Source organism: Pseudomonas sp. HLT2-19-2 (assembly GCF_054898005.1).
The window spans coordinates 3,470,532-3,497,432 of record NZ_CM142712.1 but is presented as its reverse complement, the minus strand read 5'-3'; the positions used below and the strand labels follow the sequence as shown (position 1 = coordinate 3,497,432).

Annotated in this window: 20 protein-coding genes and 4 pseudogenes; 14 read left to right on the top strand and 10 right to left on the bottom strand. The window is 56.5% G+C overall.

The window, feature by feature from the left end; translation table 11 throughout:
* Nucleotide 1 precedes the first annotated feature (1 nt).
* Nucleotides 2-1,003, bottom strand: a complete 1,002-nt coding sequence (locus ACYZTU_RS16365; RefSeq protein ID WP_461964236.1) for a FecR family protein — start codon at nucleotides 1,001-1,003, stop codon at nucleotides 2-4.
* Nucleotides 1,004-1,101: 98 nt separating this feature from the next.
* A pseudogene (locus ACYZTU_RS16360) lies at nucleotides 1,102-5,949 on the bottom strand (dermonecrotic toxin domain-containing protein).
* Between the two features lie 230 nt (nucleotides 5,950-6,179).
* On the opposite strand from ACYZTU_RS16360, the gene ACYZTU_RS16355 reads away from it, so the two are divergent.
* Nucleotides 6,180-7,220: an Ldh family oxidoreductase gene (locus ACYZTU_RS16355; RefSeq protein ID WP_461964235.1), complete on the top strand. Its 1,041-nt coding sequence runs from the start codon at nucleotides 6,180-6,182 to the stop codon at nucleotides 7,218-7,220.
* A gap of 79 nt (nucleotides 7,221-7,299) precedes the next feature.
* On the opposite strand, the gene ACYZTU_RS16350 is transcribed toward ACYZTU_RS16355, so the two are convergent.
* Complete coding sequence (locus ACYZTU_RS16350) at nucleotides 7,300-7,617, bottom strand: ElaB/YgaM/YqjD family protein (RefSeq protein WP_461964234.1); 318 nt, start codon at nucleotides 7,615-7,617, stop codon at nucleotides 7,300-7,302.
* Between the two features lie 165 nt (nucleotides 7,618-7,782).
* Here ACYZTU_RS16350 and ACYZTU_RS16345 point away from each other — a divergent pair, with 165 nt between their 5' ends.
* Nucleotides 7,783-8,034: a hypothetical protein gene (locus tag ACYZTU_RS16345; protein WP_282379433.1), complete on the top strand. Its 252-nt coding sequence runs from the start codon at nucleotides 7,783-7,785 to the stop codon at nucleotides 8,032-8,034.
* Here the strand turns inward: ACYZTU_RS16345 and ACYZTU_RS16340 are convergent.
* A pseudogene (locus ACYZTU_RS16340) lies at nucleotides 8,018-8,723 on the bottom strand (LysR family transcriptional regulator). The gene ACYZTU_RS16345 and the pseudogene ACYZTU_RS16340 overlap by 17 nt on opposite strands.
* Nucleotides 8,724-9,113: 390 nt before the next feature.
* On the opposite strand from ACYZTU_RS16340, the gene ACYZTU_RS16335 reads away from it, so the two are divergent.
* From ACYZTU_RS16335 to ACYZTU_RS16325, 3 genes are all read left to right on the top strand, one after another.
* Nucleotides 9,114-9,680: a fimbrial protein gene (locus ACYZTU_RS16335; RefSeq protein ID WP_461964233.1), complete on the top strand. Its 567-nt coding sequence runs from the start codon at nucleotides 9,114-9,116 to the stop codon at nucleotides 9,678-9,680.
* A 135-nt stretch (nucleotides 9,681-9,815) separates the two neighbouring features.
* A complete protein-coding gene (locus tag ACYZTU_RS16330; RefSeq protein WP_461964232.1) occupies nucleotides 9,816-10,565 on the top strand; it encodes a fimbrial biogenesis chaperone in 750 nt (249 codons plus the stop codon).
* Nucleotides 10,566-10,706: 141 nt separating this feature from the next.
* Nucleotides 10,707-13,091, top strand: coding sequence for a fimbria/pilus outer membrane usher protein (locus tag ACYZTU_RS16325; RefSeq protein ID WP_461964231.1), 2,385 nt, complete (start codon nucleotides 10,707-10,709; stop codon nucleotides 13,089-13,091).
* Between the two features lie 166 nt (nucleotides 13,092-13,257).
* Here ACYZTU_RS16325 and ACYZTU_RS16320 read toward each other — a convergent pair whose 3' ends face one another.
* Nucleotides 13,258-13,788 carry a response regulator gene (locus ACYZTU_RS16320; protein WP_461964230.1) on the bottom strand — a complete coding sequence of 177 codons (531 nt, stop codon included), beginning with the start codon at nucleotides 13,786-13,788 and terminating at the stop codon, nucleotides 13,258-13,260.
* Between the two features lie 312 nt (nucleotides 13,789-14,100).
* On the opposite strand from ACYZTU_RS16320, the gene ACYZTU_RS16315 reads away from it, so the two are divergent.
* Nucleotides 14,101-15,084: a fimbrial protein gene (locus ACYZTU_RS16315; protein ID WP_461964228.1), complete on the top strand. Its 984-nt coding sequence runs from the start codon at nucleotides 14,101-14,103 to the stop codon at nucleotides 15,082-15,084.
* A gap of 372 nt (nucleotides 15,085-15,456) precedes the next feature.
* Here ACYZTU_RS16315 and ACYZTU_RS16310 read toward each other — a convergent pair.
* Nucleotides 15,457-15,617, bottom strand: a pseudogene (locus tag ACYZTU_RS16310) (LuxR C-terminal-related transcriptional regulator); the annotation flags it as partial.
* 410 nt (nucleotides 15,618-16,027) lie between these two features.
* Between ACYZTU_RS16310 and tnpA the strand changes: the two are divergent.
* Together tnpA and ACYZTU_RS16300 are read left to right on the top strand one after the other, a co-directional pair.
* Nucleotides 16,028-16,150 carry an IS66 family insertion sequence element accessory protein TnpA gene (tnpA, locus tag ACYZTU_RS16305; protein WP_461964227.1) on the top strand — a complete coding sequence of 41 codons (123 nt, stop codon included), beginning with the start codon at nucleotides 16,028-16,030 and terminating at the stop codon, nucleotides 16,148-16,150.
* Nucleotides 16,151-16,472: 322 nt separating this feature from the next.
* A pseudogene (locus ACYZTU_RS16300) lies at nucleotides 16,473-17,261 on the top strand (nitrilase-related carbon-nitrogen hydrolase); the annotation flags it as partial.
* A gap of 114 nt (nucleotides 17,262-17,375) precedes the next feature.
* Here ACYZTU_RS16300 and ACYZTU_RS16295 read toward each other — a convergent pair.
* Nucleotides 17,376-17,849 (bottom strand): LEA/WHy family protein, encoded by a 474-nt coding sequence (locus ACYZTU_RS16295; RefSeq protein ID WP_461964226.1) that lies wholly within the window; start codon nucleotides 17,847-17,849, stop codon nucleotides 17,376-17,378.
* Between the two features lie 125 nt (nucleotides 17,850-17,974).
* Entirely contained in the window at nucleotides 17,975-18,877 is a 903-nt protein-coding gene (locus ACYZTU_RS16290; protein WP_461964224.1) for a LysR family transcriptional regulator, read from the bottom strand.
* Between the two features lie 103 nt (nucleotides 18,878-18,980).
* On the opposite strand from ACYZTU_RS16290, the gene ACYZTU_RS16285 reads away from it, so the two are divergent.
* The 6 genes from ACYZTU_RS16285 to ACYZTU_RS16260 all read left to right on the top strand — a co-directional run bounded on the left by ACYZTU_RS16285 (nucleotide 18,981) and on the right by ACYZTU_RS16260 (nucleotide 24,229).
* Complete coding sequence (locus ACYZTU_RS16285; RefSeq protein WP_461964223.1) at nucleotides 18,981-20,072, top strand: polyamine ABC transporter substrate-binding protein; 1,092 nt, start codon at nucleotides 18,981-18,983, stop codon at nucleotides 20,070-20,072.
* A 13-nt stretch (nucleotides 20,073-20,085) separates the two neighbouring features.
* Nucleotides 20,086-21,045, top strand: coding sequence for an agmatinase (gene speB / locus ACYZTU_RS16280; protein ID WP_461964222.1), 960 nt, complete (start codon nucleotides 20,086-20,088; stop codon nucleotides 21,043-21,045).
* Nucleotides 21,046-21,309: 264 nt separating this feature from the next.
* Complete coding sequence (locus ACYZTU_RS16275; RefSeq protein WP_461964221.1) at nucleotides 21,310-22,026, top strand: helix-turn-helix transcriptional regulator; 717 nt, start codon at nucleotides 21,310-21,312, stop codon at nucleotides 22,024-22,026.
* A gap of 52 nt (nucleotides 22,027-22,078) precedes the next feature.
* Nucleotides 22,079-22,420 carry a nuclear transport factor 2 family protein gene (locus ACYZTU_RS16270; RefSeq protein ID WP_461964220.1) on the top strand — a complete coding sequence of 114 codons (342 nt, stop codon included), beginning with the start codon at nucleotides 22,079-22,081 and terminating at the stop codon, nucleotides 22,418-22,420.
* A gap of 26 nt (nucleotides 22,421-22,446) precedes the next feature.
* Nucleotides 22,447-23,565, top strand: a complete 1,119-nt coding sequence (gene zapE, locus ACYZTU_RS16265; RefSeq protein WP_461964219.1) for a cell division protein ZapE — start codon at nucleotides 22,447-22,449, stop codon at nucleotides 23,563-23,565.
* 172 nt (nucleotides 23,566-23,737) lie between these two features.
* Nucleotides 23,738-24,229, top strand: coding sequence for a GNAT family N-acetyltransferase (locus tag ACYZTU_RS16260; RefSeq protein WP_461964218.1), 492 nt, complete (start codon nucleotides 23,738-23,740; stop codon nucleotides 24,227-24,229).
* Nucleotides 24,230-24,276: 47 nt separating this feature from the next.
* Here the strand turns inward: ACYZTU_RS16260 and ACYZTU_RS16255 are convergent, their stop codons facing one another.
* A complete protein-coding gene (locus ACYZTU_RS16255) occupies nucleotides 24,277-24,492 on the bottom strand; it encodes a hypothetical protein (RefSeq protein WP_461964217.1) in 216 nt (71 codons plus the stop codon).
* 97 nt (nucleotides 24,493-24,589) lie between these two features.
* Nucleotides 24,590-26,827 carry a TonB-dependent siderophore receptor gene (locus tag ACYZTU_RS16250; RefSeq protein WP_461964216.1) on the bottom strand — a complete coding sequence of 746 codons (2,238 nt, stop codon included), beginning with the start codon at nucleotides 26,825-26,827 and terminating at the stop codon, nucleotides 24,590-24,592.
* Between the last annotated feature and the right edge of the window lie 74 nt (nucleotides 26,828-26,901).

Below are 26,901 nucleotides of genomic sequence, written 5' to 3'. Positions count from 1 at the left end.
TTCAGCTTTTTGGGGCTTGTTGCGGAATGGAATTGAGGACCGGATTGCCATCTTTGTTGCGGGTCAGGTAAACCGGCAATACCTTGGGCAAGGACGCCACCAGGTTGTTGAGTTCTTTGATGTTGTAGATGCCGCCGATACGAATCGAGCCGGTACTGGTGTCGGCCACCATCACCGGTTTGTTCAAGTAGCGATTGATCAATGGCAGTGCGTCGGCCAGCGCCAGATCATCGAGCACCAGTTTTCCGCTGCGCCACGCCAGTGAGTTGTCGTCGTCGTAGGTCTGACTGATCCGGGGAGTGAAGTCGCCGCGTCTATAACTCGCCTGCATCGCTGGCTCGAGGCGCAAGCCGTCACCTGCAAGGGCATCATTGCTGCTCACCAACACCGAACCTTCAATCAGGTTCACGCGTACCTGATCTTCATACATCCAGACGTTGAATTTGGTTCCGGTTACCCGAACCCTGCCTTCGGCCGCTTTAACAATGAAGGGGTGCCGAGTGTCGTGGCTGACGCTGAAGAACGCTTCGCCTTTTTCCAAAGTGATCCGGCGCTGGTCCTTGTAGTTGCTGAACGTCAGCTCACTGCCCAGGTTCAGTTCTACCTGACTGCCATCGCTCAGGGTGACCTGACGGACAGTATCGCTCGCCTCGAAATGTTGGTACGAGTTGGGTAGCCAGCCCAGGTTCCAGCCGCTATAGGCCGCCAATGGCAACGCCATGGCGCAAACCGCGGCTGCGATACCGAAGGTGCGCCAAGGCGTTGCAGGTTTGGCGAAAGCCGCCGGTATCACGGTTTCGGGACGTGGCAGGTCCCCCGCGACATCCCAGATCTCCAGCATGGCCTCGTACTCGAACGCGTGAAGCGGATGAGCGTCATGCCATTGCTCGAACGCCAGCCGCTCTTCAGCCGTGCAATCGATGGCGTGCAGACGCATGCACCAATGCGCAGCGGCATCGGTGATTGCGTCATATTGGGCTTGCGAGAGAGGGTTGTCGGTCATTGACTCATCCTGATTTCCTGCATTCTAACCTTGTGAGGAAGTCTGCGAGAACAACCGCCATGGCAATTGCCCATCAAAGTGGTGTTTATTTTTCTGATTCATGGGGTGCTGGTGTGCAATTGGCGCCCCAGATGGGTGATCAGCCAGGTAACACTGTCAGCGTTAGCGAGTTGCACCGCCAGTCTGGTCAATGGATCTTTTTTGAAGGTTGTGCGGGCACCGCTCAGGTTTTCCTAGCCGGTCAAGGTCAAGATATGTCTCTTTATCCGATCGGTATTTTCATCAGTAGTACTGCCCAAGTCCTCCCATTCACCGTCATCAGGGTTCTGGATTTTGAACAGCTGGGTATAAGGCGTCTTGATTGACAGTGCGCTGTCCTGAAGTTCGCTCAAGGCTGTTTTCAGATCGGTGGCGAAAGTACTGGCCGTTCCAATCAGGTCGACGAATGGTCTGCCGGAATCGAGATAAGATATGTCCTCTGTGTTGCCGGCAATGTGCGAAACCTCATGGATCAGGGTTGCCGCCCGGGCATGAGTGTTGATGGGGAAGGCGGCGTCGGACAGATGTTCGCGATAGTGGTCGAAATGGGGGAAGAAGAATTTATCTGTCAGGTAAATTTTCCCTTTTACGTCATTTGGAAAGGTGAAGCCGAACGAATTTTCCGCGTGATTAAGGAGCCTGCCGACTACAAATCGCCTGGAGCTCGGCTTTCTGAGTGTGGGGTCCAACAGGGCCGCAAAAATGTCGCCCACGACTTTTTCGAGCTTCTCCACATGCGCGTCCGACACGGTAGGCACATCGATAAAATCCATGATGAGCTGGTGCACGGGCGTGACCGTGCCGTCAGAATTCTTGAGCAGTTGCAAGTTGCGGAAGCTGTTCCAGGCATAGGTGGTTGCCAGATCCAGCGCCTCGTCAATCTGACGAGCCTTTCGCGGAAAAATTTGACGGATTTGGGGCATTCCATGTGCTTCGACATTCATGCTTTCCAAAACCATTATCGCGTTTTGTAACCTGCTGATGAGGCTGAAGCGGGGCGCCGGCTTTTCCCTGTCCAGAACCCATTGTTTCGATTCGTTTTGACGCAGATAAGGGATGCGAGCGGGGGTGTCGGCGATGCGCCAACGGGTGCCGGGTTTTGCGACCGGATACACTTTTCCTTCAACCGGCCCGTAAAGTTGTTTTGTCGTTGGATGAGAGTAGAGCCCAAGCTTGGCGTTGTGTGTCAGCGAACCCAGATCGACGCCGATGCTCTCATGACGCTTCAACTGCATGCGCTCGGGTGCAGTGATGTCGATGTCCTGCCATTTGAATCGGGCGTCGGGCGTTTCTGGCGCGGGCGCGCTGGTCGTCGAAGTCTCCTCCACTGGATCCTCCATCGATTGTCGTAACGAGGCCAGTTGTGCAATGCCGCTGATGAACTCTTTTATTGCGGCTCCCCATTTATGTGTTTGAAGGTCTTCGGCGGATTGCTTGATATCGCGGTAACTGCGCCATACCGTGATGGGGTACGCGAGTTTGCCCATACAAAACGAAAATGCCGCGTGCAAATCTTCGCCCAACACCTGTTTGATGGTCGCCCATTCGCTCTGTTTGCTGTCATCGGACCGACAACCGAGCAATCGGGTCAGCAATGCGACGTTGTCATTGAGTAAATGGTTGAACAGGTTCCCCTTGATCGGATTGGATGCCAGTGTGGTCTCGGTGAAGCGATGACCGGTACTCGTCGGCGTGGCTCTGGTAACGCGGTGATCAGTGGTCGCCATCCGGGTTTCCAGGAGTACCCGATCAGGTTGCGGCAGATTCAGGAGTAGCCAGTCGAGCAGCGGTCCGCGGGTCTTCAGTTCTGTTAGCAGTTGTGCTTCATTTTCATATTCTTTCACCCCATGCCGAGGGCTGTGAGGCGCAATAAGCACCTGTGGTGCAGAGCGATCAGCCGTTGAGCCGATCAAGTAAACACCGGGCACTTTGATCGTCTGTGCACTCTTGATACCCAGGAACTCAAGTGGGCGGATGATCGCGTGGGCACCGGCGACTGCCGCGCGGGCAATGGCGTCTGGCATGTCCATGACTTGCCGGATCAGATCAAACCCCGTCTCGCTCAGACGTTCCTGCAGTTTTTCCGCGTGAGCGTGATGCATCAACTGCCAGGGCAGTTGTGTGTAAAACCGCTTCCTGCGGCCCGCATTCGCCCGGGTGTCTGCCAAGGCGTCGCTCATTATTTTCTGCTGATGTTCGCCCGGTTTCAGATCTCGTATCAGTTCTTTGATGTAGCGTTCGTCCATCCCCTCGGGAATCACGGTGGTATCAAGCGATACCAGTTTGAAATGGACCTGACCCAGATCCTTCAGGTGAGTCAAAGCAAAGTCGCTCAGCGTTTGAGTGTTGGCTGCAGATGTCGGGCGGGCACTGATCTGGACCTGAACGTTGTCCGGGTTGATGTTGTAGCCGTCTGCCTTCAGTTGCTTTTCAAGTTCAAGGTGTGCCGTGCGCTGCAGTGATCGTATGCCGCTCAGGTAATCCTGGTCGTCTTGAACGTTATTGAGGTATTGCTGAAGCAGCTCGGCATGCAGCATCAGATCGTTAACGGACGCTTTGGCCAGCCATGCCGGCAGTTTTTGTTGAGTCGTCAGTGACCGCGCAATGTCCATCGCACGGTCGAGCCCCGACATCGGCTTACGCAGTGCCACGAGATTCAGGAGATGGGTCAGCGGCGTGGTGGAGAGCTTCGTCGCCAGCGCGCTGGTCAGGCACGACGGGTCCAGATGCACAGAGGGTTTTTGTAGATGATCAAGAAAATGCCCATCTACCCGCTGCAGGGGCGCCAACGTGTAAGTCTTGCCAGGCAATCGCTCACTGCGACCTAGGTTCTCCAGAAGCGCTGATCGATGGTTGACGTCTGCGAGGCGTCGACCAAGTTCGGTCAGCAATGGTGTCAATGCCTTGAAGGATTCAAACCCCATCGCGGGCGTCCACAAAATAGCCTTGCCCGAATGCACCGGGTCCAGGCCTCCTCGTTCAGTCAGCACAAAACAACTGGCCAGTTTCAACGGATCCGTAGTGTCGCCTGCCTTCAACGCCAGGGAAAATACGTCCGGCAGAAAACCGTTCAACGCGCCCCGTTGTAAGCGTACCGGCGTATCGAGCACCGTTTTTATGATCGCCTGTTCCGCCACACCCAGCGTGCGGGCAACTGTCTGCAGTTTGAGCTCGCTGCGCAATGCCGTTGACAGGGTGTGGGTGAAACTCGATTGCAAGCCTTCCAGCGACGAACCGACGAAACGTTGGGCCTCGGTGACCGTGCGGGTGGCGACAGGAATGGCGGGGTGGTTTTCAAGGCGTTGTTCAAGCGATTGTTCTGCGGAGGAGAGCAGTGCCCATTGTTCTTTGGCCGACTCGGCGCGAACGGTGACCGGTTGTGCACTCAAACGTGGGTCCACGTTTGTACTCCAGCGCCCTGTGGCATCGACGGCCAACAGCCGGTCATCGATCAGTCCCCGGACATCCAGCGCCTTGTCGAGCAATGCATGCGGGTCCAGCGAGCCTTCACTTTCGCGGCAGCGGCTCAAGGCGTAAGTCAGGTTCTGTAGTTGCTTGTCGAGGATGTCTGCCATCAATTGTTCAAACACCGGGCCAACGATCGGTTCTCCGATAATCATGCGTTCATCCGGTTTCATTGAAAGCAGCGTACGGCGCTCGTCCAGAGACATGTAATTGAGCAGCGTGTCCTCATGCCCTTCGCTTTTGATCATCGCCAGCACGATGTGTCTGATAGCGGGTAGATTGCTCGTGGCTTCGATGCCTCTGGACCGGGTATACAGAAAGCCGAGGGTGTCGCTGCTGCCGATCATCAAGGTGCAAGCCAGTTCCGCGTAGTGCTTGAAGGGCGCGGTGATACGTACTTTTTCGATGCGCAGGGAATCGTTGGAGGCAGGCGCGAGGCTCACATTCATCAAGCGCAGGTATTGCTGCGTGGTTAAAACACCTTGCTGGCGCTTTAATAAAAGACTGACGTGAAAGGTGTCGCGCATGCTCTCGAAAAGAAACTCCGAGGGTGAATGGCCAGCGCGTGTGAGGGAGTTCCAGAACGTTTCCAGCAGGCTTTGCAAGTGAGACGTAAAGCTTTGCGCGATCTCTATGATTGAGCTTTCCCATGCCTGGTTATCGGCGTCGCTGCTCACGCCGTGTGCGGGATTGGAAAAGACCCTGGAATCACCCGTTGGCCACTGATGGGTCAGGTAGTACTGCAAGAGGACGTCGCTCAGTGGCTGCGAGGACATCGTGTACCGGTACTCGATGGTGTCAAAGGTGGAAACCGTGCTGATGAAGCTTTCCAGCCTTGTCTGGCGCTGGTCCAGCCTGGGGAATCGCGTGGCCAACGCAATCTTGAGACTTTCGTCCAGCATCGACTGCAGTGTCGGCATCTTGACCAGTTCGGCCATCATCGACTGGATGTTGTGTGTCTGATTGAGTTCGAGTATGAGCTCCTGGTCCTGGAATACCGCAGCTTCGATGGTTGTTGTAGAAATCTCAGGCACCGCGGCTGCCTGTACAGCATTGCGTTGTTCAATGGAAAGATAACGCAGTAATTCCCGTTTTCCGGTCTCCTGCGCCAACCACTCCTTGAGGTTGCTTTTGAGGCTCTCCATGCCCGAGAATTTGACCAGGCCTTTCCACGGTGTGTAGAGCATGACTTCTCCATTATTGGGCCGGCTCATGGCGAAAGCACCGGCCAATGGAATGTCCGTCGGACTCAGAAGCAATCGCTCGACATGTAGGGGCTGGGTAGTGGCCATACGGGCTACATGGGTCGGTAGATAAACACCCTGCAACCCGTTCAGGTCATCAAGCGTGAAGGTCCGCGCTTTCTCGCGATCACCGGGCTGTTTGGCATTGGATGCGCGTGATGCCTCGTCGAAAAAATACGGCAGTGGGGGAGCAATCATGGTTTTTCCTCGATGTGCTGCGATTGGTGGTAATCGCAGGCCGTTGGATTGAGGAAAAACAGTACGGCCTGGGGCAGGCTCGATTGCGGTACATATTGCTTGATCCGAACAGGCTGTCGAGACTTGACAGGACGCCGGTAAAATAGCGCTTAATCGACAACTGTTTTTGGTTGCTGTGCAACCTCGTTTCACCCTGTTGCCCGTACTCAATAATAAAACTGGAGCTTCAGATGACCGCAACGCCCGAAATGGCCGTCAGTTCGAGCACTCAAACGCTCGATTTCGACGCGCTCGTTCTTTTGCTTGAGCAGATTTTCCAGCGTCATGGCACCAGCGCCGATGTCGCCAAAACACTGGCCCTCAACTGCGCCGGTGCCGAGCGCGATGGCGCCCATAGTCACGGCGTGTTTCGTATTCCAGGTTATGTCTCGACGCTCAAGAGCGGCTGGGTCAATGGCCAGGCCGTGCCGGTGGTCGAGGACGTCGCTTCGGGTTTTGTCCGGGTCGACGCCGGCAATGGTTTCGCCCAGCCGGCCCTGGCGGCAGCACGCGCACTGCTGGTTGAAAAGGCCCGCAGTGCCGGCATTGCGGTGCTGGCGATTCGTAATTCCCACCACTTCGCAGCCTTGTGGCCGGATGTCGAGCCTTTCGCTTACGAAGGTCTGGTGGCGCTGAGCGTGGTCAACAGCATGACCTGCGTGGTGCCGCATGGTGCCGATCGCCCGTTGTTCGGGACCAACCCGATTGCGTTCGCCGCCCCTCGGGCTGATGGCGAACCGATTGTCTTTGATTTGGCGACCAGCGCCATTGCCCATGGCGATGTGCAGATCGCCGCACGCAAGGGCGAGCGTTTGCCGCCAGGCATGGGTGTCGATGGTCTCGGCCAGCCGACCCAGGACCCGAAAGCGATTCTTGAAGGCGGCGCGTTGCTGCCGTTTGGCGGGCATAAAGGCTCGGCGCTGTCGATGATGGTCGAGCTGTTGGCGGCGGCGTTGACCGGCGGGAATTTTTCCTTCGAGTTCGATTGGTCGAACCATCCGGGGGCCAAGACGCCGTGGACCGGCCAACTGCTGATCGTGATCGACCCGAGCAAGGCAGCGGGGCAAAGTTTTGCCGAGCGCAGCCAGGAGCTGGTCCGGCAGATGCACGGTGTGGGGCTCAAGCGTTTGCCGGGTGATCGACGTCACCAGCAGCGGGCCAAGGCCAGCGCCGAAGGCATTAAACTCGACACTCAGACATTGGCGAATTTGCGGGAATTGGCCGGGCTCTGAGGTCTGCCTAAAACCCGGGCATGAAAAAGGCGAGCGAAAGGCTCGCCTTTTTGCTCAGTACCCATTAAAGCGGTACCGCTTAACGCCGACCCAGCAACAACCCGACCACCAGGCCAAAACCGGCGGAGATCGCCACGGTTTGCCACGGATGGCCACCAATGTAGGTTTCAGTGGCGGCGACCGCAGGTTTGGTCCGGTCACGAACGCTGGTGACGGAGTCCCGAGCCTGCTGAAGTTTCTGGGCGATTTGCCCACGAAGTGTTTCCGCTTCTTCACCGACGAGTGAGGCACTGCTTTTGAGCAGTTTCTCCGACTCTTCGATCAGCGCCTGAAGTTCGCTGAAGGCCTGATCCTTGATTTGATCTTCGGCGACTTGTGCGGCGGTTTTCCGGGCCATTGGGGTACTCCTTGCAGGTAAATGGGCAGTGAACAATGGAGTCTGTCGTCAGCGAAAAAGTTGCAGTGAGTTTTCGCGTTGACCCCACCCTGAAGAAAAATCCTGAGTCGGACGTTTCCTCCTACAGTGTAAGATGTCGCCTAATTTACGCAGCAGGTAACTCCCATGAGCTTCAATCTGGCCGACAAACCCCTTGCCGAGCGCGCTGCGCTTGAAGATGAGAAATCCCGTCTGTTCGATCTCTGGCAAAGCAACCTGGGCAAGTCCAAGGGCGAGGCCGCACGGTTGTTCGGTGAGCGCGCCAAGCGCAAAGGCAAATGGTCCGAGTGGGTCCGTGCCGAACTTGACGGCATGTCGCCCCCGGAATTCGCGAACATGGTGCGCAGCGAGATCAATCGCCTCATGGCTGCCAAGTAAAACACGCGAAACTCGCGACAATGGCCTCACGTACTTTCAACACCAGCGGATCGAGCTGCGTACTGGTGCACCAGCCCAGTTCGATCGGGTAACGCGGCAACGCCAGGGGGCAGGGCAGCAGCGCCAGGCCGCTGAGTGCCGCAATGCTCTGCGCCGCATGGGCCGGAATGGTCGCCACGGCCTGGCTGCCCTTGAGCAAGTGCGGCAATGCCGCAAAGTGTGTGGTGGACGCGCATACCCGCCAGATCGATGCTGCGTTCCATCAGCCCCTGGGCAACGATCTGGCTGTGGGTCTGACGGAAGATCAGCCGCAGCTTCGGCGCGGCGCGGGCGATTTCCTCGATCAGCCGGCGACCATAAGCAATTTCGAAATCATCTGACATACCCACGGTGACCGAGCGCCCGTCGTAATGCTGGGCGGCCGGATCGACCATCGCCAGGCTCTGCCGGCATTTGTTCAGGGCATCGCTGACCACCGGTTTCAACTGATTGGCCTTGAGTGTGGGCGCGAGTCCTCGGCCGGTGCGCACGAACAACTGATCGCCATACACCTCGCGAAGCCTTCGCAGTGCCGCGCTGACCGCCGATTGCGTCACGCCCAGACGCAACGCGGCCCGGCTCGCGCTGGACTCCTCGTGTAGCGCTTCGAAGACTTTCAGCAGGTTGAGATCAACAGTGGCGATCGAAATAAACGACTCGCATACTGCGACCCTTGATCAGAGTGAAACAGCAGTCTCGACCTTCAACGTCAGGTATCTGCCTGAGTCATGCAAGGTGACTTCGGTGGACGCTTACAATGTATCTACGAAACTAGGGGTTATCTAAGCTCTGAAAAAATTTTTTCGGAAAAAAATATCTAGAAATATACCGAGAATCTGAATGTGGCTTAAGCTGAATTAAGGGTCTACTGTGAGTTTGGGTGGGAATTATAAGTGCGCTTGGTTAAGTCTTAGACTTAATCAAGAAATATCTTGGCCTACAATAAGAACGGGCTGGTAATTTTTTAAGGTGATACGTCATACAATCTTGGGTGCCTTAAGGATTAGGGCAACTACTTTCTTCTATTGAGTGTTAAAAAAATGAAATTCGTTGAATCTTCTGTGGCCCTGGCAATGGGTATATGTTGTTTTGCGACTCAAGCACTGGCAGCAGACGGTGAAATTAACTTCGTGGGTACAGTAACAGCCAATACTTGTACTGCCGCCATTGCAGACGTTAACGGTAGTGCTGCAGGTTCTGTGAGCATGGGCAACATCTCTGCACTTTCCCTGGCTAAGGCGGGCGACACTGCAGGCGCTGCAGTGTTTAATTTGTCGCTTGCAGCCCCGACTGTTGAGGGCGGTGAGACCAACAACTGTGACTTGGCAAAGGGTACGGCAACTGTGCGTTTCATGAGCGTAAGCGCCCCAGCCGGTGCCAGCGGTGAATGGGTAGGCCTGACAGGCGCGGGCGGTGAGGGTGTTGCGACGAACGTTGCAATCCAGATCCGTGACGCCACAGGGAACGTTGTAGCAATGGGGCAAAATTCTACCACCTACAAGAATCTTAGCGAACCAATGCGCTTTACCGCGAACTACATTGCCACAGGCGTTGCGTCGGCTGGTAAAGCCGACGCCAAAGCAGCGTTCAGCATTGATTATAAATAAATCGTAGAGGCTGGCGTACTTCGCGCCTGATATACGTTAAAGGCAATCAAGCGATCGAACATGGCACAACAGCGGACTTCATGGTCCGCTTTTGTGTCAGTGCCATTTTAAAACCTTTGGATAATGTGAAATCAGATGACTACATGTCGCACTGTTTTTGTGGGCTTTTTTTGTCGAGCCTGGTTGTTGATGGTGCTAGCGGTCGGTATTTTTTATGTGCCCGCTGGTAATGCCGGGGTCATGCTTAATGGTACGCGTATTATTTTAAATGCCGATGATCGCAACGCATCGACGATTGTTACTAACCTGACCAGATCCGATTATGCGGTGCAAGTTTGGGTCAATGATGAAAAAGACGACAACACCTCGAGCAGTCCTTTTATTGCAATGCCCGCTCTGTTCAAAATTCGTTCGGGCGAAGAACAGGTGGTTCGAATTATTAAAATTCCTGGGCAACTTCCGAGTGATAGGGAGTCGGTGTTTTACTTTAATGCCCAGGAAATTCCGGTACTCAGTGATGGCGAGAATAACACGCTTAAAGTTGCGATTCGGACCCGAGTGAAGGTTTTTTACCGCCCACAAAAGTTGCCCGGCCAAGCCATTGACGCACCGAGGCAGTTGACGTGGACGCTCGTCGATACAGCCTCAGGTAGTGTTCTGAAAGTCAATAACCCAACGCCTTACCACGTGACGTTTATCGGGATCCGTGTGCTTGAGGGCACGACCCCGAGTGAGCTCGAAGACGTCGACATGGTCGCGCCAAATGCCAGCCTGGATTTGCCCTTGGGGCATTTTATCAAGGCCGCGAAGGTGGCTGTCGAGTTTTCTTTCATCAATGATTATGGCGGTTACAGCGATATCGTGAAGTCCAGCGCTGTGCGTTAAAGCCGGCCTACTTATGGATCGAGTGAGACATACCTTCTTTCAAGGGTCGAGGTTAATGTGTTGTTTTTCATAGGGAGATCCGTCTCTGTCTTTGCAGGGTTGTTATTGTTATCGGTATTCAAACAGGCAGAGGCCGCAACGTTGGAGTTTGACGCTGGTTTTATTGCCGACTTCGGGGCGAACAGCGGCGCACTCAAAAGTGAGTTGGAGGCGATGCTTAAAGACCACGATATTGGCCCCGGCCGTTATGTGATAGGGATCAGTGTCAACCAGGACTTCTTCGGTCAGCGTGAGATCCGTTTCATCCGCCAAGGCAAGGATCTGGTGCCTTGTTTTTCTGCCGCCCTGCTCACCGAGATGGGTATCAAGTTTGTTCTGCCCGCAGGGCAATTGGAGACAGCAGATTGCCTGGATCTCACGTCATTGGTCACTGACGCGAAAGTCCATTTCAACAGCCAGAAGCTAACGCTGGACATCAGCGTGCCGCAGATTTCCATGGCCCGTGATGCCCGCGGTTATGTGCCGTCCAAAGACTGGGACGAGGGCATCAATGCAGGCTTCTTGAACTATCAGTTTACGGGGTCGCAAAACAACAACCAATACCAGCATGACACCGGCTACAACCTGTATCTGAACGGCGGAATCAACCTGGGCAGCTGGCGGCTGCGTTCAAGTTCGTCTTATCAGAAGGACGGTACGTGGGAGCGTTCCAGCACTTATGCGCAACGTGACTTGCCGGGCACCATCGGCACCCTGACCGTGGGCGAAAGCATTACGCCTGGGGACATGTTCCAGAGCATCCCATTCCGGGGTGTACAGTTGGCGACCGATGTCGAAATGTTGCCCGACTCCCTGCAAGGTTATGCCCCCATCATTCATGGCATCGCCCAGACTCAAGCTCGGGTTGAAATTCGTCAGCACGGCTATTCGATTTACAGCACCTTTGTTCCTCCGGGGCCTTTCGAAATTCGTGACCTGAATGCTGCTTCCGGCAGCGGTGACCTTGAGGTGGTGATCATTGAAGCGGACGGCACAGAGCGGCGCTTTATCCAGCCCTATGCCACCCTGGGCAACCTGTTGCGTGCCGGTACTTGGCGCTACAGCGTCACGGCCGGCCAGTTTCATCAGCAGAATGCTGACGTTGAACAGCCGACATTTACTCAAGCATCTTTTGCTTATGGTTTTGCCAATGACTACACACTCTCGGCGGCCGGCTTGCTTAGTGCCTCATACCGGGCCTATCAAATAGGCTTGGGCAAGGGCCTCGGTAGTTTAGGTGCTGTGTCACTGGACGTTACTCAAGCCGCTACCGAGATGCGTCAGGGTTCCATCAGTGGGCAGAGTTACGGGGTGCGCTACGGCAAGGCCTTCACAACGGGTACCAACATTCGCTTTGCGGGCTATCGCTATTCCACGCCGGGTTACCGTGACTTCAGTGAGACGGTTGGCCAGAATCAGAACATGTTTGGCGAGGAGCAGGACAACTTGCGTAACGTCAGCCGCCGTAGCCGCCTTGAAGCCAACATTTCCCAGACGTTCGCCAGCAGTACTTCGCTGTACTTGAACCTGAACCAGCAAGACTACTGGAACAGCTCACGCCAACAGCGTCAGTTGCAGTTTGGGGTCAGCACTCAGGTGGCCACTGCTAACGTCTCGCTCTACGCCAGCAAGAGCCTCAGTGAAACTTACAACGATAGGCTTCAGGTAGGGCTCACCGTCAGTTTCCCTCTGGGCCGGCAAACTGCGAGCGTGAGTATGGACCGCAACTCGGACGGTTCCAACGATCAGCGCCTAGGCTTGAGTGGAGTTACTGGCCGCTACAGCGACGTCAACTACAACCTGGATATGCGCCGCAATGAATTCTCAGCCAATACGGCATCGGGTTCTGTGGGCTATCGAGCGCCATGGGCGAACGTCAACGCGGGCCTCAGTAGCAGCAGTGATTACAAAACTGCCAACGTGGGCATTTCCGGTTCGGTACTGGCCCATGCCGGCGGTATTCAATTGGGGCAAAGCATGGGCGAGACCATGGCACTGGTTGAAGTCAAGGACACGCCGAACGTAGGCGTCAACAATGCCCCCGGTACGTTCACCAATAGTAAAGGCTACAGCTTGGTGCCGTATGTGCAGCCGTATCGCAAAAACCGCATTAGCCTGGACACCAGCAGGCTCGACAACAATACCGACATTGATCGCGGCGTGGCCACGGTTGTCCCACGTCGCGGTGCGGTGGTGGTGGCACGCTTTAAAGCATCCCACACCGAGAAGGTATTGGCCTCGGTCAAACTGGCCAGCGGTGAGTTCGTACCCTTTGGCGCGGCAGTGATTGATAGCCAGGGCGAGCGGGTCAACGCCATTGGGCAACGGGGACAGGTGTTGCTGTCAGTGAGTGACGAAACCATCTATCACCTGGCATGGGGCGTTGCGAAAAATCAACAGTGTTCCTTTGAAATCGATCTGGCCACGGCCCATGACGACGAAGGGTTCAAGGTTGCACAAGCGGTATGTCGGCCAGCAGGTAGCTGACAGCGCGGGGCCAGTGACAGGAGCTGGCACGCTGGCTCCTGCCTTGGAACTACCGGGTTGCTTCAATTGCCACGCGCAACTCAATCACCAGGCGCTGCAGCGCTGCCGGTTCCGGCTGGCCTGACAGCGCTTGTTCCAGCGCTTGGCAATGATTCCACACCTCATCCTATTGCATCAGACGTGCAGAACCCTTGAGTTTGTGCGCAATGCTGGCCACGCCCTCCAGATCAAAGGCTGTGAGGCAGGCTTGCAACGTCTGTAGATCCTCGCAGTTGCTGATTACCAGCTCGGCCATAATCACCTGCCGTGTACTGTCAGGGATATCGCCCATGTAGCTTACTGACGGCCCGGCCGTGGCCAGCGCTGGAGTGTGCTGGGCCAAGAGAGGGGTAGGTTGACGGGTTTGAGCAGGCAGGCGTTCATCCCGGCCTTGAGGTAGGCGCGCACGTCTTCGGCGCTGGCGCTGTAACCCATTCAGTTGTTCTGCATTGATGCGTTGCAGCACAGAGAGCCCGTCCAGGCCGTCGATACCGATATCCAGCAATAGATATTCCGGCGTTAGGGTGCGGATTTTACTCAGTGCATCAATGCCGTCTGCCGACTCGGCCAGCACGTCATAGCCATTTCGTTCCAGCATCGCTTTGATTGCACTGCAAACAATGGGGTGGTCGTCGACGATGATGATGGTTTTGTTCATAAATGCACTCGAGTAAATCCGGCTGAAAAACGTGGGTGAGTCCGGTTGCTAAGCGCGTGATGTCGTGCAAGACGTGGATCGAAGGCCAGAATATGAACCACTGAGTGAATTCAAGACCAATCTTGTGAGATTGCAAGAAAGAGCTCGATGTCCAGGCGCAGATTATTCCTTAAGGTATAGGTCAGAAATATTTATACAATTTGGATGTTTATGAGGTTCTTTAGTGTGGGAAAGCGATATATAACAAACCTCGCGGTGGCGTGTGTTTGCGTGTTACTTAGTGGAATTGCACGTGCCGATTGTGATGCTGACATGAACGACGATTATCCGGTTTTTAATATGGGCAGCCACTATGTTCCTCGTGATGCTCCAATAGGCTCGGTGATAGGGGTAGCAAGTCGAACCTATCAAAATAACTATGCGGGTAATATTTGGTGTAAACCCGGAGATAATTTAACCGCGTGGGCAAACTGGTCTGCCGTAACGGGTGTTACATTGCCCGCCCCTTGGGTGCAGGCGACAGTCTTCCAAACTAACATTCCGGGTGTAGGGATGATCGTGGAGGTCTCTTGGTTTGCATTGGACGGTTGGGTGTTGGTGTCCGGCAACTTCGAATTTTTACCCTATACTGTTAGACGGACGGCGGCCTCAGCTTTTGTAAAAGGACCTGCTGTTGTCAGATTTACCTTGGTTAAAACAAGCCATGCGGTTCCCGTCGGCATTACACAACTGGTAAATAGCACGAGCGCCATCAAGTTTACTTCTGGTAGTAAAAATATGTTTAGTGTTTTTGTTACTGGTTCGGTTACACGTTCCGAGTGCTCCCTACCCAATAGTGCTCCCGGCGGGCAGACCTATATCAACGTCCCCATGGGTAGTGTTCAGCGACGTGAGTTTGCTGGCAGGGATAGCTATCTTGTCAGCAAGGACTTCACCATTCCGTTGACCAGCTGTATCGCAGGCTCTTACCCAACCAACCAATCGTGGAACTTTTATCAGAACTCCAATGTGAATATCAAGCTAGAGGGCGCTGGCGGCTCACCGATCATCGATGCCTCGAGAGGTATTATGGGCCTGACCTCAGATTCAACGGCCAAAGGCGTGGCGGTGCAGATCATGCGTAAAGACGGAGTCACACCCTTGCAGCTCAATGAGGATGTGTCCCTTGCGAAAGTCGCAGGCACCAGCATGAATATTGATTTGAAAGCGCGCTATATCCAGACCAGTGAAGGCGCGCAGGGACCGGAGCCGGGTGTAGCGAATGCAAAGGCGGCTTTTACTGTGACCTATAAATAATCGCTAGTTGCGATTTTTGAGCCGAGAGTCAAAATCGCTCGGCGAGCCTTTCAAGACTTGTCTTATATTGCACCGCTGAGCAAGACGGTAAGCTGTTTCTTACAGGTGATCACTGTGCAGACTTTTGGTGTCGTTTTGTTCTGTTCGCAGGCACTCAACATTACTCCGATGGCTTCACTACTTAAAACGGGTGGGGTAGTGGATCTGCATGTTGTGTGTGGCGATGATCACCGGTGTTCCGGCATTGATCGTCGACCGCAAGTATCGATTTGATCAAAGTGGCGATGGCCCAGAAGGGATGTTGAGATTGGCTGAACGCTTGATCTCGCATGAGCGGGTGGCTCGGCAGATGCCGTAGGCCGTAGGTGCTTTTTACTCTCGGACCTGTAAAAAGAGCGAGAACAGCTCCAACTTTGACTTGATCCCGAGTTTGCTGTCCATATGCTTGCAGTGCACCTCTACGGTCTCGGCAGATATTGCCAGTTTGCGCAGCCGCTGAGCAGCAAGGCTACTTCCAATTCCCGTGCGGTCAGCATCGTGGTCAATTGCTCTGCTCCAGGCTGCGCAAACCTAATCTGCAGGCCACCGTTTACCGTTTGCCAATGCACTAAGCAGTTGATTTTCCTATCCTAAATAAAAGTATTTATCCTTTATTTACAATGGCTTGTGATCTTTCAAGATCGAACATGGAGTGCTAGGGTTCGAATCACTCCGTCCCGACCATATTTTTCAATAACTTAGCCCAATCAGAAAAGATTGGGCTTTTTGATATTCGTGATTGGTGATTTTTGGTAGTTAAAAGGTAGTGGACTGAAAATCGCTGGCGCGTTGTGAAGGCTGTTCTTCAGTTTAGTGCAAGTCGTTGTTGCGTAAGCCTCCAGCCCCACCACCTATCCCCTGATCCGCTCTTCTGACATGTTGTGATTTTTCAAGAGGCACTCTAATGAAATCACTTCAGTCACGCCGTGTTTTCTGGACAAAACACGTTGAGCAGTTGCAGGCCAGCGGCCTCACTCAAGTCGCTTATTGCCAACTACACGATCTCAAACCCAAGGCATTTGGTTAGCGCGTCAGAAGCGGCGAACGTCCCAGCGACGCCCTGACGTCAATCCCCATCAAGATCTACAAACCAATTTGCGCCCCTGAAGTCCTGCTGCGTCATGCCAACGGTTGGCAGCTAGTCTTGTCGCCTTCGGTCGAGCCCGTTTGGCTCGCGCGATTGTTGCGGGAGATGGTGTGATGGTGTTGCCTGATCAGGTCTGGCTGGTGCTCGGTAAGCGTCCGACGAAGTCACCTACCTGTCAACACCGGTTGAAAACTGCTCACCACTCACCACTCACCACTCACGACTAAAACTCCACGTTTACTGTTTTAGTGGGATTCTGGACGTGCTCGGCGGTTACCCCAAAGGCGAGAGCTTCGGCACTCAACTGGGTTATCGGCTGCCGGAAGGTCGTGAAGCCTTTGCCCGGTATTTAGCCAATGCGATCGACGTGCCCGGTGCGGAAACCGAAGCGTTGGCCGGGTTGTCAGCGCGCACCGGCGGCAACCTCGTGATCGGTGTCATCGAGCGCGCCGGTAGCACCTTGTACTGCACCGCGTTGTATTTCGATCCGCAGGCCGGTCTGGTCGCCAAGCACCGAAAACTGATGCCCACCGGCACCGAACGGTTGATTTGGGGCAAAGGCGATGGCTCGACGTTGCCGGTGATCGACAGTCAGGTCGGGCGGATCGGCGCGGTGATTTGCTGGGAAAACATGATGCCGTTGTTGCGCACCGCGATGTACGCCAAAGGCGTGGAGGTCTGGTGCGCGCCAACGGTGGACGAGCGGGAAATGTGACAGGTCAGCATGCGCCATATCGCCCATGAAGGACGTTGCTTTGTGGTCAGCGCCTGTAAGGTCCAGGACTCGCCGAACGCCTTGGGCGTTGAGATCGCCAACTGGCCGGCGGACCGGCCATTGATTGCCGGTGGCAGCGTGATCGTCGGGCCGATGGGCGACATCCTGGCAGGGCCGCTGCGCGACGGCGCCGGTTTGCTCACCGCAGAAATCGACACCGATGACCTGATCCGCGCCCGTTACGACTACGACGTGGTGGGGCACTACGCGCGCCCGGAAGTGTTTGAGTTGACCGTAGATGAGCGGCCTAAACCCGGCGTGCGCTTCAACACATAACCCCTGTGGGAGCGAGCTTGCTCGCGATAGCGGTGGTTCAGGCAACTAATGCGTTGAATGTGCCACCGCTATCGCGAGCAGGCCCGCTTGTGTCTTGCGCTGCTGGAGTCACAATTACCAAGTGCCGGTCGTCGAGGCTGGCAAACTGAGTTTGCCACTGTCCTCGAAACGCAGGGTGCCGAACAAGCCACCGGCCAGTTTGCCTCGCAGCACGTAGGGCAGGTTGTTCAGGGTTTGTCTCTGGCTCAGGCCCAGGGTCTGACGCAGCACCGAGAACGCCGAAACGCTCACCGGCACCGTCAGCACGGTTTCGGAAAAGCGTGCAATCGAGCCCACTTGATCGCTGACGCCGGAGGCGAGTGGCTGGCCATTGACCTCCAGGTCCAGGGCCACGCCGTTGTAGTTGATGGTGGTCTCGTTGGGATTTTGCACGCGTATTTTCACGGCAAAACGCACTTCCATGTCCTGGCTTTGCAGCGGTTCGATGCCGACCACGTTGATGTTCAGCGGATCGCGATTGGGGAACAGGGCACAGGCGCTCAGGGAGAGCAAAAGCAGGGACAGGATAACGGCGTGGACACTGCGCATGGACATGCTCTCTTAAAGAAAAGGCCGAACCACCCGTGGCTCGGCCTCGAGCATTTTCTAGCGGTTCAAGGGTGCGACAGCTGCAGGCGAGACGGGTTCAGTTCAGAGCGTGGGAACGATCATTATCAAGCGGGTGCCGCAAATGCCGCCAGCAAATCCTCTTCAAATGCCTTTTGCGCATCCCCCGGCACCTGGGCGCGATGCCGGGCCAGATGAAACGCCACGTCGAAACTCATGCCCTCTCGGCGTACGGCCCGCAGCAATCCTTTGTCTTCCCAGCTGCGGGCAAAGTGATTGGGCAAATAGCCAACGTGTTTACCGGAAAGAATGAAGGCGAGGGTGCCTTCGACTTGCTCCGAACGCGCCGAACACATCTTCCCCTGGAAGGGTTCGTCGCTGCGCAGGAAACGGTAAGGGTGATCGACTCGATCACACGCCTGTAGCGCGTGATCGTCAGGCGCATCGTCGGTGAACAGCGGATGTCCGGCGGCGCAATACAGGTGCTGGGTTTCGGTAAACAGTTCGCGATAGTCAAAAGCGCTTTGCACTTGTGAGAAATAGCCGATTGCAAGGTCCAGCCGCTGTTGCAGCAGCAACCGTTCCATTTCACCGGGCATGGCACTGATCAACTCGATGCGCACCGATTCGTCCCGTTCACGAAAGCGCCGGATCGCATCGGCCACCCGTTGCAACACGGATTGATCGAGCGCTTCGGACAGCCCCAGACGCACCTCGCCGATCAAGCGCCCGGCCACACCATTGGATTGATGGCGGAAAGCTTCGATGGACTCGAACAGGCTGCGAGTCGCGTTGAGCAGTTGTTCGCCCTTGGGCGTGATTTTGAAACCACCCTTGCCGCGACTGCACAGCCGATAGCCAAGCCGGGTTTCCAGTTTGGCCATTTGCTGGCTGATGCTCGACTGGCTCAAGCCCAGTTCACCCTGAGCCGCGCTGAAGCCGCCGCACTCCACCACGTTGACGAACAGGCGCAGCAGTTGCAGATCAAGATCATGGAGTTGGCCGAGCATCAAAACATTACTCCTGGATAAAGTCAGGATAACTAACTTGGTATTTTTACAATGTATCCGACGACGCATTCTGCATCCACTTCATCTGGTCAGGTGTTTCGTCATGGCTCCCACGTTCAAGCTGTGTTTACCCGCGCTGTTTCTCGCCATGGCCGTATCGGCCCAGGCCGAGGAAAAAGTCGTCAACCTCTACAGTTGGGCGGATTACGTCGCTCCCGAAACCTTGCAGCGTTTCGAACAGGAAACCGGCATCCATGTGCGGTACGACACCTTCGATTCTTCGGAGGTACTCGAAACCAAGTTGCTCACCGGGGGCAGCGGTTATGACGTGGTCGTGCCGTCTTCCAGCGTGCTGGCCCGCGGACTGGCAGCCGGTGCGTTGAAAGAGATTCCTCACGAAGGCCTCAAGGGTTATGCCAACCTCGATCCGGATTTGCTGGAAAAACTCGCCGCCGTCGATCCCGGCAACCGCTATGGCGTGCCTTACACCTGGGGCACCTTGGGTTTGGGGATGAATGTCGAAGCGGTGAAACAGCGCTTGCCGAATGTGCCACTCAACAGCCTCGATTTGCTGTTTAAACCTGAGTACGCCAGCAAACTGAAAGATTGCGGCATCGCGATTCTCGATTCGCCCCAGGAAGTGATCGGCCTGGCGCTGCATTACCTGGGTAAAAATCCTTACAGCACCGACAAGGCGGATCTGTCAGCCGCCGAAGCGCTGCTGCATCAGCTGCAACCCAATGTGCTGTACGTCGCGACCGGTCGGCAGATCAGCGATCTGGCCAATGGCAGCGTATGCCTGGCGTTGACCTATAACGGTGACGCCAGCATGGCCGCTGATCAGGCGCGCAAGGCCAACAAGCCGTTCGAAGTGGCGTACCGGATTCCGAAAGAGGGCACGCTGGTCTGGCAGGACAACCTGGCGATCCCCAAGGACGCGCCTCACCCCGAAGCTGCCCGCGCCTTCATCGAGTTCATGCTGCGCCCGGAATCCGTCGCGGCACTGACCAACACACTTTTCTTCGCTACGGCCAACCAGGCCGCAACACCGCTGGTGGATGAGGCCGTGCGCACCGATCCGGACATTTACCCACTGGCTGACGTGCGTGACCGGTTGTACGCCGACCGCAGCATGAGCCTCAAGGACCTGCGTCAGCGCACTCGCTTGTGGACCACTTTCCGTAGCCGCCAATAAAAAGGAATACCTGATGGACGTCCCGATGCAAAACGATCAGGCCATGACCCGCGACAGCCTCTATGGCACTGCCGCAGAAAGTACCTACGCCGGTATCACCAGTTTCATGCGTCGTCGCTACAGTCGCGACTTGCGCGGCGTTGACGTAGCGGTCAGCGGTGTGCCGTTCGACACCGCCACCAGCAACCGCCCCGGAGCGCGTTTCGGGCCACGGGGCATTCGTGCCGCGTCCACCGGGATTGCCTGGGAACGCCACTGGCCGTGGACCTTCGACCCGTTCGACCATCTGGCGGTCATCGACTACGGTGATTGCGACTTCGATTACGGCACACCGCAGTCGGTGCCGGAAAGCATCGAAGCCCACGCCGAACACATTCTCAATGCCGGTAGCGCGATGCTGACGTTCGGCGGGGACCACTTCATCACGTATCCGCTGCTCAAGGCTCATGCGCGTAAACATGGTCCGCTGTCGTTGATCCACTTCGACGCCCACAGCGACACCTGGCCGGACGAAGACGGCAAGCGCGTCGATCACGGCACAATGTTCTGGCATGCGGCCAAGGAAGGGCTGGTGGATCCGTCGCGTTCGGTGCAGATCGGGTTGCGCACCACCAATGATGATCATCAGGGCTTTCAAGTGCTGGATGCGCGGCAAGTGCATCGACGTGGTGTTGATGCGATTGTCGAAGCGATTCGGGCGCGGGTCGGTGATCACCCTGTGTACCTGACGTTCGACATTGATTGCCTCGATCCGGCATACGCTCCGGGCACCGGAACGCCGGTGTGCGGCGGTCTGAGCACGGTGCAGGCGCTGGAAATCCTGGGGGGCTTGCGCGGGATTAATCTGGTAGGGATGGACGTCGTGGAAGTGGCGCCAGCCTACGACAGCGCGGACATTACCTCACTGGCGGCGGCGACGTTGGCGATGGAAATGCTGTGTTTGTATGCGGCTAAACATAAGGTCGACCGGTAACACCGACCTGCGGTGACTCCTCCGACGCCATCGCGGGCAAGTCGGATCGCCGCACCGCCGATGCTTTTTCAGGCGACCGGGATGATTGGCAGATCCAGGGTTTCAGCCCTGCTTCCGACTGGCCAGCCTGATAACCGTTGGCGGTGTCGATGAAATTGCCGCCAGCTTCAGAGAAGGGCCGACCCCCGGCCCATCGCTCCTGCCACTTTCTGACAGGGTGCTCTGCTAAGCTCCGACAACTTTTCCGGACAGAGCCTGCCGATCGTGTCGCGTACCACTCGTTTACTGACTTTGTTGCAAGTGCTGCGCGGCAAAAGTCGTCCGGTGACCGCGGCGACGCTTGCCGGCGAATTGGAAATTTCCGAGCGTACGCTGTACCGCGACATCGCTGAACTCACCGCGCTGGGTGCGCCGATCTACGGCGAAGCGGGTATTGGTTACGTGCTGCGCAGCGGTTTGTTTCTGCCGCCGTTGATGCTCAACGCCGATGAAACCGAAGCCATCGTGCTGGGGTTGCGCTATGTGGATCAGCGCGGGGATGAGGTATTGAGCAAGGCCGCGGCGGATGCGCTGGCCAAGATTGCCGCGGTATTGGCGCCTGAAGCGCTCGACGCGTTACGCAACCCGACAGTCCTGCCGGGCCCGCGCGGTTATGGCTTTGCGCCAAACGCGGTGCCACTGACTGTGTTTCGCCAAGCCATCCGCGATCAGGCCAAGTTGCACATCGACTACGCGGACGCTCATCAGGTGCCGAGTCAGCGCCTGATCTGGCCGCTGGCCCTGGGGTTTCTGAACGAGGTGCGAATCATCGTCGCCTGGTGTGAGTTGCGCAGTGCCTATCGCACCTTTCGCACCGACCGGATCTCGGCCGCCAGTGCGCAGGGCGAGCGGTATCCGGGGCGGCGCACCGACCTGTTGCGGACCTGGCGCAATCAGATGCAACTGGATGAAGCTGGACGTTTTACTCCTGACAAGAACTGACACAGGTGTGTTTTAGCATGGCTCCAGAATCAACAAACAAGGAGCCGTAAACATGCCCAATCCAGACACTTCACTGGCACCCGCCATCGCCGACTATATTGCTGCGGCCAATGCCCGCGACACCTCGCGGGTCGCCAGTTTTTTCGCTGAGGATGCCAACGTGTTCGATGAAGGCCAACACCAGGTCGGCACCCAGGCCATCGCACAATGGATGCAAGACACCGCCCAGCGTTACCAGCCACGCGTTGAAGTGCTCGACGTGCAACTGCGTACCGGCAAAGTGTTGGTGCACAACCTGATCTCCGGGACGTTTCCTGGCAGTCCTCTGGAATTACGCTACATGTTTCGCCTGAACGAACAAGGCAAGATCGCCCGGCTAGACATCTCTCTCTGACCAGCGCGCGTGGCATACTGCCGCGCATGAATGTCGACTCTCCCTTACGCGCCTGGCAACACGCCATCGAACAGAAGGGCTTCGTCCAGGACGAAGCCCAGGAACACGCCGTCTGGGCGCTGCAAAAATGCTACGAAGCGCTGCATGAAGGGCGCACACCGGTCACTGGCGTGTACCTCTGGGGGCCAGTCGGGCGCGGCAAAACCTGGTTGATGGACCAGTTTTACCAAAGCCTGAAGGTCCCGGCCCGTCGCCAACACTTTCACCACTTTATGGGCTGGGTGCATCAGCGTTCGTTTCAGCTGACCGGCACCGCCGACCCGTTGAAGGCACTGGCTCGCGAACTGAGCGAGGAAGTGCGGGTGCTGTGCTTTGACGAACTGTTCGTCAACGACATTGGCGACGCCATCATTCTTGGCCGTTTGTTTCAGGTGATGTTCGAGCAGGGCGTGGTCGTGGTTTGCACCTCAAACCAGCCCCCGGATCAACTGTACGCCGATGGCTTCAACCGCGACCGGTTCGTGCCCGCCATCGAGGCCATCAAGAAACATATGCAGGTGATTGCGGTGGACGGTGGTGAAGATCATCGTCTGCACCCCGGCATAGGTTTGCAACGCTACTGGGTGGGCGCACCGGGACAGCCCAGTGCGCTGGGTGAAGTGTTCAAGGCATTGACCGTCGGCCAGTCGGTGTCCAGTGACTCGATCAAGGTTGGCTACCGCTCACTTAATGTCGTGCAGGCCAGTGAAACTGTGCTCTGGAGTCGTTATGCCGATCTCTGTGAACAGCCTTTTGCCGCCATGGATTTCATCGCCCTGTGCGACACCTTCAGCGCTATTCTGTTGAGTGACGTGCCCAACCTCAGCGCGCAAAAGCGCGAAGGGCGCATCGCCCGGGGCACTGAAGATGGCGTCGAGCGCGTGGTGGCGGGTGATCGTGAATTGCCGCAATTGTCGGTGAATGACGACGGTGTACGGCGTTTCATTGCCTTGGTGGACGAGTGCTACGACCGCAAGGTACCGCTGTGCCTCGAAGCGCAGGTGCCCATGGAATCGTTGTACACCGAAGGCTATCTGGAATTCCCGTTCCGCCGCACCCTCAGCCGTTTACAGGAAATGCAGCTGCAACGTTTCGCCGAAGCTTGAACCCAAGGAGCCGCGAACATGAATCAGCAATCACATCCTGACCTGCGACTGGTTTTGCGTGGATGCGCTTGAGCGTAAAGATTGCAGCGTGAGCAGCACTCGCGATATTGTCGTTCGGCTTTCCAGTACGAGCTGCGTGCTGGGGCTACTTGATGTGTAAACGAGGGTGGAAATGGAATCCGCAGAAATTCTTGTGCTTCAGGCCAGTTACACCAATGCGGTGCATGCCGAGGCTATTGGCCGGGTGCTGAATGCTTATGCCGAAGACCCGATGGGCGGCGGCCACTCGTTGCCCGCCGACTTGTTGAAGCAACTGCCGGCGGAACTGGCCAAACGTCCCCACGCGTTCAGCGTTCTGGCCTTTGTCGGCGGCGAGCCGGCAGGGCTTGTCAATTGCTTTGAAGGTTTCTCGACCTTCGCCTGTCGGCCATTGGTCAATGTGCACGATGTGATGGTGGTGAAGAAGTTTCGCGGCTTGGGGTTGAGCCAGAAGATGCTGCAAAAGGTCGAGGACATCGCCCGCCAGCGTGGCTGCTGCAAAATCACATTGGAGGTACTGGAAGGTAATGCTGTTGCCCAAGCGTCCTATGGCAAGTTCGGTTTTGCCGCGGGCATGTTCGACCCGGCTCACGGTCGGATGCTGTTCTGGACCAAGGCGCTGTAATTTCACTGGCGAAAAAAAGGGCGTCCATCAGGACGCCCCTCTTTTGGTCATTTCGGTCTGTAGGACTCGGTCACCTGCGCGGTTTGATCATCCGGAACCCGGAGTTCAGAACTGTTGCCTTCGGTGGTGTTACCCAGTGCCTGCTGCTGGTTGTACCGCAGGGTGTCGAAGTAATACCGCATGCGTTCGGCCCCACCTTCGGCCAATGCACTTGCCGAGACGAACGTCATCAGACCGGCGATGATCAGGGGTGTACGTTTCATGGTTTGCCTCCCACTACGATGTCGGGTGCCTTTCGTCCATGAGCCAGTGTCGAAAGCACAGTTTTCGACGATTCGATTAAGCGGGAGTTAACAAAGTCTAGAGCTTCCAGTCCAAGCTCAAGGTCACCGTGCGCGGGTCGCCCCAAAAGACGCCGTTGTAAAACCCGACGTTGTCGTAATACTTCTTGTCGAACAGGTTATCGACGTTCAGCGAGGCCGACAGGTGCTTGTCGAACTCATAACGCGACATCAATTTGACCACGGTGTAAGCCTCCTGGCGGATGTTCGCGCTGGCGGTGATCACCTCGCCACCGGCGCCACGTCCGACCGGGCGCCTGGCGGCGCGGTAGACGTCGCTTTGCCAATTCACCGCACCACCCACGGTCAGTGCCTGCCAGTCGCCGGGCAGGCGATAGGCCGTGGAGAAGCGCAACATATTCAATGGCTGGTTGGTGTTGTTGCGCTGCTTCTCGCCATTGGCTGAATGGGTGTAGGTGTAACCGGCTGTCATGTTCCAGCCCGCAATGACCTCGCCGGATACCTCGGCTTCGAAACCCTGAACCTTGTTGCCTTTGCCGCCCGATTTGAAGAATTCCTCCCCGGTGACCGGGTCCGGTGGCACCGAATCGTCGAGTTCGGCGACGTTATCCTGCTTGCTCCAGAACAATGCGGTGGCGAGGTTGAGGCGCTCTTCCAGGAGGCTGCCCTTGAGCCCCAGCTCATAGTTGCTGCCGACCACCGGTTCCAGATATTTGTGATGGCTGTCACGGTCTTCTTGCGGTTTGAAAATGTCGGTGTAGCTGACGTAAGCCGTGTACTCAGGCGTGATGTCGTAGAGCAGCCCGGCGTAAGGGGTCCACATGTCGTTGTGCTGTTGGCGAGTGATTTCGACATCGGTCAGTTGCAGGTTGTTGTCGTATTTGTTGGTCTTCATCGACATTTCCCAGCTGCCATAACGACTGCCGAGTACCGCGTGCAGGTCATCGGTCAGGGTCAAGCGAGTGGCCAGGTAACCGGCTTTTTGCCGGGTACTTTCATTGGAGCCTTGCAGGCTGGTGACGGTGTCGGGGAATTTGGGAATGCCACCCATGTACTTCCAGTCGGGGACGTTTTCGTAATCCGACGGCCGTGCGCCGTCCACCGTGTAAGGGTTTTCTTCGCTGCGTTCGGCCTCGCCATAGCCGATCATCATTTCGTGTTCCCGTCCGAACAGCGAGTAAGGGCCAGCCACATTGAAGTCATAGGCCTTCATTTTTTGCGTGCCGATCATGTGGCTGACGTTGGCGATCATGCCGCTGCGGTCTGCCTCGGGGAAGCCGCCACCGCCGTAGTAGATCTTGCCGTCGGTGTCGCTTTCGCGGTGGGTGTAGGCGGCCTTGAGCTGCCAGCCGGCACCCAGTTGCTGCTCCAGCGTGGCAAACGCGGTCTTGTCTTTCAGCGGCCAGGAACTCCAAGGCGTGGCCATGTTGGTGGAGCGTCCGAGGTTGGCTTTGCTGCCATCCGCGTTCCAGTAAGGCACGGTGCCCCACGAGGTACCTTGCACCTGCTTGTCCTGATAGTCGTAACCCACGGCCAATACGGTGTCATCGGTCAGGTCGGCTTCGAGAATGCCGTAACCGACTTCCCGTTGCTGCTGGTACTTGTCGCGGAACGAATGGCTGTCGCGATAGGCCAGCACGCCGCGTCCGCGCAGGCGTCCGTCGAAAGCCAGTGGGCCGCCGACGTCCAGATAGCTGTAGTAGTCGTCATAACTGCCGCCGCTGACGCCGGTTTGGGCTTGCCACTGTGCCGTCGGCCGTTTGCGCACCATGTTGATGGTGGCCGAAGGGTCGCCCGCGCCCGTGGTCAGGCCGGTCGCACCGCGAACCACTTCGATGCGGTCGTAGATGATGGTGTCGGAATCGGACTTCATGTAGCTGAAGGTATTCAGCATGCCATCGATCTGGAAATTGTTGATCGAGTAGCCCCGGGACGAATAGCTGACTCGGTCCGAATCGTTGTGCTGGACCACCACGCCGGTGGTTTGGCTCATGGCTTCGGACAGCGTACCGAGTTTGAAATCGTCCATTTGCTGGCGCGTGATCAAGGAAACCGATTGCGGCGTTTCCTTGATTGACAGGTTCAGGCGCGTCGCAGTGCTCATGACGCCGGTGGTGTACGACTCGGTGTTTTCGGTGGTGCTGCCCAAACCTTCGGCGGTCACATTCGTAGCGCCCAGTTCGAGGGTGTGGCCGGACGGCTTGTCAGGATCGGTTTCAGCCAGCAGATCGGGGCTTATGGCGGCACTGCACAGCCCCAGGGTAAAGGTCATGGAACGGGTAATAGGCGCGAACATCGCAGCCGACTCCTTGTCGTCGATGGAAAAAATTCCGTTTGTTCAAAGACGAAGGGGGGAGGCGGGATTTAGCA